At 51.2% G+C, this 10,910-nt stretch carries 8 protein-coding genes and 1 tRNA gene; 7 read left to right on the top strand and 2 right to left on the bottom strand.

Annotated features, from left to right (window positions below; all coding sequences use genetic code 11):
* Nucleotides 1-113 precede the first annotated feature (113 nt).
* Nucleotides 114-198: transfer RNA gene (locus KDK14_RS12860), tRNA-Leu, on the bottom strand.
* 426 nt (nucleotides 199-624) lie between these two features.
* Here KDK14_RS12860 and queA point away from each other — a divergent pair.
* The 6 genes from queA (at nucleotide 625) to KDK14_RS12830 (ending at nucleotide 8,893) form a co-directional block, all read left to right on the top strand.
* Nucleotides 625-1,653, top strand: coding sequence for a tRNA preQ1(34) S-adenosylmethionine ribosyltransferase-isomerase QueA (queA, locus tag KDK14_RS12855; RefSeq protein WP_257265542.1), 1,029 nt, complete (start codon nucleotides 625-627; stop codon nucleotides 1,651-1,653).
* A 157-nt stretch (nucleotides 1,654-1,810) separates the two neighbouring features.
* Complete coding sequence (tgt, locus tag KDK14_RS12850; protein WP_257265541.1) at nucleotides 1,811-2,944, top strand: tRNA guanosine(34) transglycosylase Tgt; 1,134 nt, start codon at nucleotides 1,811-1,813, stop codon at nucleotides 2,942-2,944.
* A 219-nt stretch (nucleotides 2,945-3,163) separates the two neighbouring features.
* A complete protein-coding gene (gene yajC, locus KDK14_RS12845) occupies nucleotides 3,164-3,511 on the top strand; it encodes a preprotein translocase subunit YajC (RefSeq protein WP_257265540.1) in 348 nt (115 codons plus the stop codon).
* Between the two features lie 139 nt (nucleotides 3,512-3,650).
* Nucleotides 3,651-5,519, top strand: a complete 1,869-nt coding sequence (gene secD / locus KDK14_RS12840) for a protein translocase subunit SecD (protein ID WP_257265539.1) — start codon at nucleotides 3,651-3,653, stop codon at nucleotides 5,517-5,519.
* A gap of 10 nt (nucleotides 5,520-5,529) precedes the next feature.
* Nucleotides 5,530-6,447, top strand: coding sequence for a protein translocase subunit SecF (gene secF, locus KDK14_RS12835; RefSeq protein ID WP_257265538.1), 918 nt, complete (start codon nucleotides 5,530-5,532; stop codon nucleotides 6,445-6,447).
* A gap of 343 nt (nucleotides 6,448-6,790) precedes the next feature.
* Nucleotides 6,791-8,893 carry an ATP-binding protein gene (locus tag KDK14_RS12830; protein WP_257265537.1) on the top strand — a complete coding sequence of 701 codons (2,103 nt, stop codon included), beginning with the start codon at nucleotides 6,791-6,793 and terminating at the stop codon, nucleotides 8,891-8,893.
* 80 nt (nucleotides 8,894-8,973) lie between these two features.
* On the opposite strand, the gene KDK14_RS12825 is transcribed toward KDK14_RS12830, so the two are convergent.
* Nucleotides 8,974-9,789: an inositol monophosphatase family protein gene (locus KDK14_RS12825; RefSeq protein WP_257265536.1), complete on the bottom strand. Its 816-nt coding sequence runs from the start codon at nucleotides 9,787-9,789 to the stop codon at nucleotides 8,974-8,976.
* A gap of 269 nt (nucleotides 9,790-10,058) precedes the next feature.
* Between KDK14_RS12825 and KDK14_RS12820 the strand changes: the two genes are divergently transcribed.
* A complete protein-coding gene (locus tag KDK14_RS12820; protein ID WP_257265535.1) occupies nucleotides 10,059-10,811 on the top strand; it encodes an RNA methyltransferase in 753 nt (250 codons plus the stop codon).
* The last annotated feature ends 99 nt before the right edge of the window (nucleotides 10,812-10,910 follow it).

Here is a 10,910-nt window from a genome sequence, read left to right as displayed (position 1 = left end):
ATCATCAGGAACACTGAGTTTAAAATGGGAAAGTTATTTTTAGACCACTCCTAAACATAAGAAAGGCCAACTATTTCAAGTCAGCCTTTAGTCAGGATATTAGTTTATTTCGTTGGTAGCGGCAGACGGACTCGAACCGTCACTCCTTTCGGAACTGCATTTTGAGTGCAGCGTGTCTACCAATTCCACCATGCCGCCATAAATTTGAGGCTTTATGACACCAGTTGGTTCTGTTAACCGCATAATGTCTGGCTTTCAACGGGATTTTAGATCCGTCATGTGAACCAATTCCATCACACTGGCATTTAGTGAGGCTGAGCTTATGTCATCTGATCGCTGATTTCAAAGCTTTTTCTCAGCGAATGAATCGCAAAGGTTTGTTGGCGAAATGGTGCTTGCCCAAGCGCGGAAAAGTATATCAAAGAGATCATTGAGATCAAGCGGTTATTCAACGGTACGGGCAATACAGTAAGTTAACTCCGTAACGTTGCATGGGATAGTCCTCCTGACACTTTCTTCGTTTTGCAGTATCCTTCGGTGCTTTTTAATATGACCGGTTTTCTACGCTTTTTTGCTTGAAATGCGTGGGCTGCCTGGAAGAAGACTCTAACCATCGGAATGTCCATGCAAGTCAGTGATTTTGATTTTTATCTCCCCGATGGGCAGATTGCGCGGTTTCCTGCAGAAGACCGCACCGGGAGCCGCCTGCTGTGCCTTGATGGCAATAGCGGTGGGATTCGGCATCAACAGTTTTCGGATATTGAGGATCTTCTCGAGCCCGGCGACCTGTTGGTGCTGAATAATACCCGGGTGATTCCGGCCCGCTTGTATGGCCAGAAAGAGAGCGGTGGCAAAATTGAGGTGCTGATCGAGCGGGTGGTGGAGGATAATCAGGCGCTGGCCCAGGTAAGGGCCAGCAAATCACCAAAACCGGGCTCTGTGTTATTGCTGGCAGATGGCGCGGTTCCTGTGGTTGTTGAAGGGCGTCGGGATTTTCTGTTTATTCTCCGCTTTGAATCCTCGGTTTTGCCGCTGCTACTGGAACACGGCCATATGCCGCTGCCGCCTTACATTGACCGTGAAGATGGCGACAGTGACCGTCTGCGCTATCAAACCGTTTTTGCGGCAAGGGACGGAGCGGTGGCTGCGCCCACGGCGGGCCTGCATTTTGATGAGGCATTGCTGGCACGTCTTGAGGCAAAAGGTGTCCAAAAAGTATTTGTGACGCTTCATGTGGGTTCAGGAACCTATCAGCCGGTTCGGGTTGCAAAGATTGAAGACCATGTGATGCACGCTGAGTATATCGAAGTGTCTGAAGCCGTCTGTCAGGCGGTGCGGGAAACCCGTGCCAGGGGTAAACGTGTTGTGGCGGTGGGTACCACTTCGGTGCGCAGCCTGGAGTCGGCTTCTGCATCCGGTGAGATTGCGCCGTTTGAAGGCGATTCCAGCATCTTTATCTATCCGGGTTATGAGTTTCGCAGTGTGGATTTGATGGTGACCAATTTTCACCTGCCCCAGTCTACCTTGTTGATGCTGGTCAGTGCGTTTGCCGGACGGGAACACGTGCTGGATGCCTATAAAGAGGCTGTTGAACAAAAGTACCGTTTCTTCAGTTATGGCGATGCCATGTTGCTGACCCGACAGGCTGACTGAGGTGCAGTAAGAGATTTAAAAGAAGGGAACCACAAAGGCACGAAGACACAAAGGTTTTCTGTGGTGTGTTCGCATAGGCATATAGAACAGCGCTTTCTTTGTGTCTCTGTGTCTTTGTGGTTCAAGGCTTGTGGTTTAAAAGAGCTATACAATATTCATGACAAGAGAGTGCTTTATGCAGTTTGAGCAGTTGGCAACCGATGGCAAGGCCCGTCGGGGTCGGCTGACATTTCCCCGTGGAACCGTGGAAACTCCATGCTTTATGCCAGTGGGGACCTATGGCACGGTTAAAGGCATGTTGCCACGGGATATCAAGGAGATTGGTGCAGAAATTATTTTGGGTAACACCTTTCATCTGATGCTTCGTCCCGGTACTGAAATTATCCAGAAACACGGGGACCTGCACGACTTTAACCAGTGGCACGGCCCGATCCTGACGGACTCCGGTGGCTTTCAGGTATTCAGCCTGGGCAAGTTGCGCAAAATCACCGAAGAGGGCGTTTCTTTCCAGTCGCCGGTGGATGGTTCCAGGGTGTTCCTGAACCCGGAGATTTCCATGCAGGTCCAGCGCGAACTGGGGTCGGACATCGTGATGATCTTTGACGAGTGTACGCCGGGTGATGCCAATGAACAGCAGGCGCGTACCTCGATGGAGCTTTCCCTGCGTTGGGCGGCCCGCTCCAAAGCCGCCCATGGTGACAGTCCTTCTGCCCTGTTTGGCATTATCCAGGGGGGAATGTTTGAAGCGTTGCGTGACCTGTCCCTTGCAGGCCTGACTGAGATTGGCTTTGATGGGTATGCCATTGGTGGTCTTTCTGTGGGTGAAAGTAAAGAGGATATGATGCGAATTCTTTCCCACATCACCCACAATATTCCCGGGACCCACCCCCGTTACCTGATGGGGGTTGGCAAGCCGGAGGATATCGTTGAGGCGGTCCGTCGCGGTGTTGATATGTTCGACTGTGTTATGCCAACCCGAAACGCCCGTAATGGTCACCTGTTTGTGGACCAAGGGGTGATCAAGATTCGTAACTCCGCCCACAAGATGGATGAACGTCTACTGGAAGCGCACTGTGATTGCTATACTTGCCAGAATTTCAGTCGTTCATATTTGCATCATCTGGATAAATGCGGTGAGATTCTCGGCTCCATGCTTAACACCATCCATAACCTGCGTTATTACCAGCGGGTGATGGCCGGTCTGAGAGGCGCTATCGAAGAAGGTAAGCTGGAAGCGTTTGTCGCAGAGTTCTATCGCAAGCGTGGACAGGATGTGCCTGGCCGGGGTTAATCCTGGCAGTCCTGTCAGGGTTGATTTTTTCTGGATAGTCCCAATAAACAGTCTGTTCATGTCAAGCCGGAAAGTTTCCTTATAGCCATCGATTGACGCTTTTGGTGTTGGGTTTCGGCACTGCCTTTGCCTGATTCTGGCGAATGGGTGGGTTCCGAACCGGTTGTTTTTCAGGTAAATTTCTGCGTCAATTGTAATAATACGATTAGGAGTATTGGAATGATTCCTTTCATCAGTCAGGCTCACGCTGCTGCAGAAGGTGGTGTGGCTGCTGCGGCAACTGGACCGGGTATGATCGGTCAGCTGGTGATGCTCGGTGGTTTCGTGCTGATTTTCTGGCTGCTGATCTGGCGCCCCCAGAGCAAGCGTGCCAAAGAGCACAAGAACCTGATTGCCGGTTTGGCCAAGGGTGATGAGGTGGTCACTACTGGCGGTATTCTTGGCAAGGTCAGCAATGTCACGGATGAGTTTGTGACCCTGCAGGTTGCCGACAATATGGAGCTGAATTTCCAGAAAGGTTCTGTAGCCGCCACCCTGCCCAAAGGTACCATTAAGGCGATCAAGTAAGTTTAAAGCAGCCTTTTCCGGCTGCTTCCTTATACCAAATGGATTGTGCCACAGGCTCTCCCCGGAAAGCATTTCCCGGTAAAGGCCGTATAACAATGCCGCTATGGCACTTCACTATTACATCAGGAACCGGTGAGCCATGCTCAATCGCTATCCATTGTGGAAGTACCTGCTGATTCTGGTCATCGTAGGTCTCGGGTTTATTTACGCCCTTCCCAATCTTTATCCCGCAGACCCCGCAGTACAGGTGACTGGTGCCAGTTCGTCCAGAGTGATGGATGAGCGGGTTCAGCAGCGTGCTGAAAAGGCTCTGGCAGCGGCCAATGTTGATATTAAGTCTGTTGAGCTTGACGACCAGGCATTACTGATTCGCCTTAACCGTGCTGATCAGCAACAGTTGGCCAAATCACTGATCAAGGAAACACTTGGGGATGACTATATTGTTGCCATCAATCTGGCCCAGACAACGCCACAGTGGCTGACTGCCGTTGGTGCTTACCCCATGAAGCTCGGGCTGGACCTGTCAGGGGGGGTTCACTTCCTGTTGGAGGTGGATACCGCTAAAGCCCTGCAGCTGAAAATGGATATTGCCACCTCGGAAATTCGTACTTCCCTGCGTAAAGAAAAGCTCCGCTACCGGACCATGCCGGAGCGTGGCGATGGAGCACGACAGCTGGCATTTAATGATGCATCCTCCCGTGACCGGGCTGCCCGGCGGATCAGCAAGGATTTTCCGGATCTGACGGTAGAGGACTCTGAAGTTAATGGTCGTCCTGTGCTTTCCTATCGCTACTCTGAAGCGGCCATTAAAGACATTGAAGATTATGCGGTGCGACAGAACCTGACAACAGTGCGTAACCGTGTCAATGAGCTGGGGGTGTCTGAGCCACTGGTTCAGCGCCAGGGGCGTAACGGCATCGTTGTTGAGTTGCCCGGCGTTCAGGATACGGCAGAAGCCAAGCGTATTCTGGGTAAAACAGCCAACCTGCAGTTTCGTCTTGAAGCGTTGCCCAATGCCTCCAGAGCCAACACTGAGTCCTTCAATTTTCGTGATGCCCGTCGTCCACCGGTGGCTCTGGAGCGGGATATCATCATTACCGGTGACCAGGTGTCCAGTGCCCAGTCCAACTTTGATACTCAAACCGGCCAGCCACAGGTTAATATCAACCTGGACAGCCATGGCGGCACCGTGATGAACCGCGCTACCCGTAACAACGTCGGGCGTGCCATGGCGGTTATCTTTGTTGAGCAGAAGCCAGTGACCCGGGTGGTGACCAGGACGGTAGAGGGCAAGCAGGTCAGGGAAACTATCCAGAGCTTCCAGCAGGAAGAAAGTGTTATCAGCCTGGCAACCATTCAGAGTGCGTTGGGTAACCAGTTCCGAATTACCGGTCTGAACTCAACGGCAGAAGCCTCTGAATTGGCCTTGTTGTTAAGAGCGGGTTCCCTGGCGGCCCCGATGTATTTTGCTGAAGAGAGGACGGTAGGCCCAAGCCTCGGTGCGGAGAACATCCAGATGGGTGTTCATTCCACGGTGATCGGTCTGATCCTGCTGCTGATTTTTATGGTGGTGGTTTACCGGGTGTTTGGTTTGCTGGCCAATATTGCCCTGGCCATGAACCTGGTGTTGCTGATGGCGGTGATGAGCCTGTTCAGTGCCACACTGACCATGCCGGGTATTGCCGGTATTGTGCTGACCCTGGGTATGGCGGTGGACGCCAATGTCCTGATTTTCTCTCGTATCCGGGAAGAGATTCGTTCTAGACGGCCGGTTCAGCAGGCAATCCATGAGGGTTTTGACCGGGCGTTTGTCTCCATCTTCGACGGCAATATCACCACCTTGCTGGTGGGTATCATCCTGTTTGCCGTGGGGACCGGACCGATCAAAGGCTTTGCAGTCACCTTGTGTATTGGTATTTTGACGTCCATGTTCACAGCCATTGTTCTGACCCGTGCCCTGGTTAACCTGACCCACGGCGGTCGTAACCTGAAGAAACTGTATATTTGAGGTGGCAGTGATGAATGATTTGAAAGTCATCAATTTCATGCGACTGCGTTCCTGTGCTTCGCTGCTGTCGCTGTTGTTAATGCTGGGTTCTGTCGGGGCCCTTGCGGTTAAGGGGATTAACTGGGGGCTTGATTTTACCGGTGGTACGCTGATTGAGCTGGTATATGACCAGCCGGTAAAAACATCGGACATCCGAGATCAGCTGGCCACCGCCGGTTATGAGAACGTTGTCGTGCAGGAGTTTGGTTCGGCTGAGGATATTCTGGTGCGTATTCCCGGCGATGATCCGAAAATCGGGGCGGCGGTTGCTGCTCTTTTGGGGCAGAACTATGACGGTAATGTTGAGGCGGTGCGCGTTGAGTTTGTCGGGCCACAAGTGGGTGAGAGACTGAGGGATCAGGGCGGTCTTGGTATGCTGTTCGCCATGTTGTTGATCACGCTCTACATCGCTTTTCGCTTCCAGTTCAAGTTCTCGGTGGGTGCGATTCTGTCCCTGGCTCACGACGTGATTTTCACCCTGGGTCTGTTTGCATTGTCAGGATTGCAGTTTGACCTGACGGTGATGGCAGCGTTGCTGGCGGTGATCGGTTACTCCCTGAACGACACTATTATTGTGTATGACCGTATCCGTGAGAATTTCCGCAAGCTGAGGAAAGGTGATCCCGAGGAGATTATCAATGTCTCATTGACCCAGACCCTGGGTCGTACACTGGCGACTTCCGGTACCACCCTGATGGTGTTGCTGGCCTTGTTCCTGTTTGGTGGTGATATGATTCACAACTTTGCCCTGGCATTGATTGTGGGTGTGGGTGTGGGTACTTATTCCTCCATCTATATCGCTTCCAATATGCTGATCTACATGAGAATCAGCAGGGATGACCTGATTGTTCCCGTGAAGGAAAATGACGATATTGAGCAGATGCCATAACCCATAGAATTGCAAAGATTAAAAACCGGCGCTTATGCCGGTTTTTTTTGGTCTATAGTAAATCTGCTTTCAGGCAGGGAGCCAACAATAGACAGTCAAAGAGGTCGCTATGAATACGGGAAGTAGTAATATTGATCCATCTCGTCATTCTCGTCATATTGCAACTAATGGTCGCCAACCTGGCCCAAGTGCACAAGGCTTTATGGCAAGTTTTTTTGGCACCAGGTCGGTTACATCTTCACCAGGCTGTGCTGTGCAAAATCGGGAAGCACTATTGGGTGACAGTTGTCATGAATATCGCCCCGGCCAAAGTGGGTACGGCCTCAGGCATCCAGGCCGCACCATGTCAATACCCTTGGATAATGTTGCAACTGCAGCCAGCAGCCGCATTGAGGCAGAGACTTCAACAACACAAACCGGTGGCAGCAGATTTAACACCAATAAGTACGAAAATGATTGGCTTGATGGGCCTGAACCTAACAGTGTGGTGGTGAGCAGGGGAACGGGGTTTCCCTCCCCATATGTTTGTTTGACTGGCAGAGAAGGTTTCATCCATACGGTAAAGGTGTCGTACCGCAATGATGTTGAACCTCAAACTGCCTATTTAACCATGCCAATGAGACAGAATTGCAAACTGAAATCGTCCGACACTTTGGGGATTAATATAACGAAGGGGGCGGTAGCCAAAGACTGCTGGGATTCAGTCGCGTTGGATATTCATACGATGCAGGCAGCAAGCTCTGGTCAAACGCGTGGCAAGAAAGCGTCAGTGACCAAGAGCTGGCATGCTATTTCAGACGCATTTCTGCGAATGTGTCACCAATCCGGCTGCCCACTGGAGGACTCCCATTCCTACATATTCACTGATGGTGATCATCGGTTTGTTGCCAGGGTCAAGCTCAGATCTTCTGGCGGTGACCAGGAGTCTACTGCTGGCTTGCTAACCAGCGATGCCCGGGTTACGAGGATTGACGTCAGTGACACGCTAAAGAAACAACTTGACATTGTTGATGTTCCTGCTGCCATTGATATCAAGAAGCTGGCCATAAAGTTTGATTACAATGGCGAAGCTTACGGTATTGGTGGCGCAAACGAAGCCATTCGACAGTTCGTAGATTCGTTTATCAGTCCACGGTTAGTGCCGGAGAAGCTGCAAAATACCATGAAATGCCATCTTACCAGGGGCGGCATTCTTTCGGGGCCTCCGGGTACGGGTAAGACACTGTTTATTCGGGTTATTGAATCCTTGCTCAAGGAAAATGGCTTTACCGTATCGACCAAAATCATTTCCGGACCGGAGGTGTTTAACCGATATGCGGGTGAGTCTGAAAAAAGTGTCCGGGCGATATTTTCCGATGAGGGCCTGGAAAATAAACAGAGTCTGCGTTTAGTGCTGATTGATGAAATTGATTCGATGCTACCGGTCAGGGGCAGGGCAGGGGATAGCGGCATCGGGGATAAAGTTGTCAATCAGTTTCTGACTTGTATGGATGGTTATGACAAGCCAGATAACCTCATCGTGTTCGGCACAACCAATCGGCCAGACCTGATTGATCGGGCCGTGTTGCGTCCCGGGCGCATGGATATGAAAATGATATTTAATTTACCAGAGGCCGATCAGCGTCTTGAGATTTTAAAGATTCAGACCAGGGCATTGTCGGACAGCGGGATGTTGAACCCGGATGTCTCTCTGGCAGAGCTGGCGAAAAATACCGCCGGCTTCAGCGGAGCTGAACTGGGTGCCCTGGTGGAGAAGGCCAGACAATCGGCGCTGCGCAGGGGGCAGGGGCTGACGGAGAGTGACACTTTTTTTCGTCCTCAGGCACTCAGGCAGCTGGAGACTTTGGATGTCTGCATGGCTGATTTCAACTGGGCATTTACCCAGGTTGAGCCGCAGTTTGGGAAAAGTAATTTCATGTCCCTTGAGGGGAAAAGCTTCGAGTATGATGGTTACTCACCAGACATGGTTAGCAAACTCAGGGATACACTGGTCAAGTTCAAGCAGGATGATTCCTGCTCTACCTTGCGCATTCTGATTAAAGGACCCCAGGGCAGTGGTAAATCGACACTGGCAGCCCTGGCAAACAATGAGTTTGGTGAGTTTTGCAGCTATGTGTCAGCCACCGATGTGGTCAAATCCAGGGATCGCACCAAGCCATTAAATGATGTATTTGCTGAGCGACGTAATCATCAGACCAATCGGGATTGTCATTATGTCGTGATTATTGACGATTTTGATACCATGATTAACTTCAATGGTGATCTTTATGATCGTGCCATGGTGTCTGTGTTGGATGCTCATACCAAGCAATCCTTGCAGGGGTTGAAAGGCGGAAAGTTGCTCATCATCGTTACCGCGACAGACCATGGAAATAGAGAAGCCAAGTTTCTTCCACGTCTGTTTTCAGATAGTTTAGTGTTCAAAACAATGGGTAAGGAGAGTTAGCATATATTTCCGTGGGCCTTTCCTGTTATGAAAATCAGCAGGAAAGGTCTGATCATTCCGATAAGTGAGGCGAAACTGCCTCATGCAATCATGCCTTCAGTCACGAAAGGTCTGATACGCTTTAGTACTTCTTTGAAACAGCTACTGTTACCGGCAACAATCTGGTTGTTCTTCATGAAGGTGTGGCCACCTTTGAAGTCACCAACCAGTCCACCGGCTTCCTGAATCATCAGCACGCCTGCGGCCATATCATAGTCGTGCAGGCCGATTTCCCAGAAGGCATCCAGACGACCGGCCGCTACATACGCCAGGTCAAGCGCTGCGGAGCCAGCGCGACGGATGCCTGCGGTATCCCCCAGCAGGGCTCTCATCATGTTCAGGTAGCTGTCCAGATGGTTGATGCCCGGTTTCATGAAAGGGATGCCGGTACCGATCAGCGCGCCTTCCAGATTTCTGCGATTGCCGACACGGATGCGTTTGCTGTTCAGGATGGCACCGTGGCCACGGCTGGCACAGTACTCTTCCTCTTTGAGCGGGTCGAGAATAACCGCATGCTCAAGGCGCCCGCGATATTGAACCGCAATGGACACCGCAAAATGCGGGATGCCATTAATGAAGTTGGTAGTGCCGTCAAGGGGGTCGATGATCCAGAGGTAATCCTTGCCTTCACCCTTGCCTTCACGGTGTCCGCTTTCTTCACCGTAGAAGCCGTGGTCAGGGTAGGTTTTACTCAGAGAGGCGATAATGGCCTTTTCGGCAGCCTTGTCCACCTCGGTTACAAAGTCGTTACGGCTTTTGAATTCGATATTAACGTGATCGAGATCCTGGTAGGCGCGGGCTATGATATCGCCAGCCTGTCGCGCTGCACGCAGCGCCATATTAACCATCGGTTGCATAGGCTTAGTTACATCTGAAATGGGAAAAATCGGGATTGTATCGGATTCAGCGATTCGTTTGTATCCAGTAACGGGAAAGCCATCTCTCCTGCTCCGCCATCCAGACCGTGAAACTGTCTCTGCCAGCAGGCAATAACAATTTCGGGCGGATTCTGACAGGATGCGCTATAGCTTGCAATGGTACCCCTGGATTTTACGACAGGTTTGGCATTGGCCGTAATTTGAGTAAACTGATCGGCTGATCCTAATTAAAGCCAGAGATTCCTGCGGTGCCCGACAATTTTTCCGAGAACATTGCCATAATACTGGTCAACCCTTCCCATCCCGGCAACATCGGGGCTGCTGCCCGTGCCATGAAGACCATGGGGTTAAGCCAGTTGTGTCTGGTCGCGCCAGATGAGTTTCCATCGGGTACCGCAACAGCACTGGCTTCTGGCGCTGACGATATTCTGAACAATGCCAGGGTTTGTGCAACATTGGATGAAGCTCTGGGGGGGTGCCAGTTTGTGGTGGGTACCAGCGCCCGGGTAAGAGGTGTTTCTCTCCCGCTGGTGGACCCTCGAACATGCGCCCGGAATATTATTGACGAAGCAACGACCCATAAGGTTGCCCTGCTGTTTGGCCGTGAAGATAAGGGCCTGACCAATGAACAGTTGCGCCGCTGTCATCTGCAGGTTCATATTCCAACCAATGAAGCGTTCAGCTCACTCAACCTCGGGGCTGCGGTGCAGGTGCTCTGTTACGAGTTGCGGATGATGCAGTTGATCAGTACTGATGCCCTTGAGATGCCCCGGCTCCGCAGCCATGAGTTGGCCAATATGGAGGATATGGAGCGTTACTTTGAGCATTTGTATCAGGTGTTGCTGGCGATTGGTTTTCTTGATCACAGCAGCCACGAGAAGATTATGGCCAAATTGCGTCGTCTTTATGGGCGGGTTCGTCCGGATCGTGTTGAACTGAGTATTCTTCGGGGGATTTTGTCAGAAACCCAGCGATGTCTTGCCACGAAAGAAACAGATTAAATAGAGCAGTGATGAAAGCTTCCGGGTATTTTTGACTTGCTGATTATAAGTAGTTAACCAAATGAAATCATATTTTCTGACTAAGTGGCCAGTCACTCT

This window comes from Endozoicomonas sp. ONNA2 (assembly GCF_024606365.1).
GTDB lineage: Bacteria > Pseudomonadota > Gammaproteobacteria > Pseudomonadales > Endozoicomonadaceae > Endozoicomonas.
This window is presented reverse-complemented; position numbering and strand designations above follow the sequence as displayed.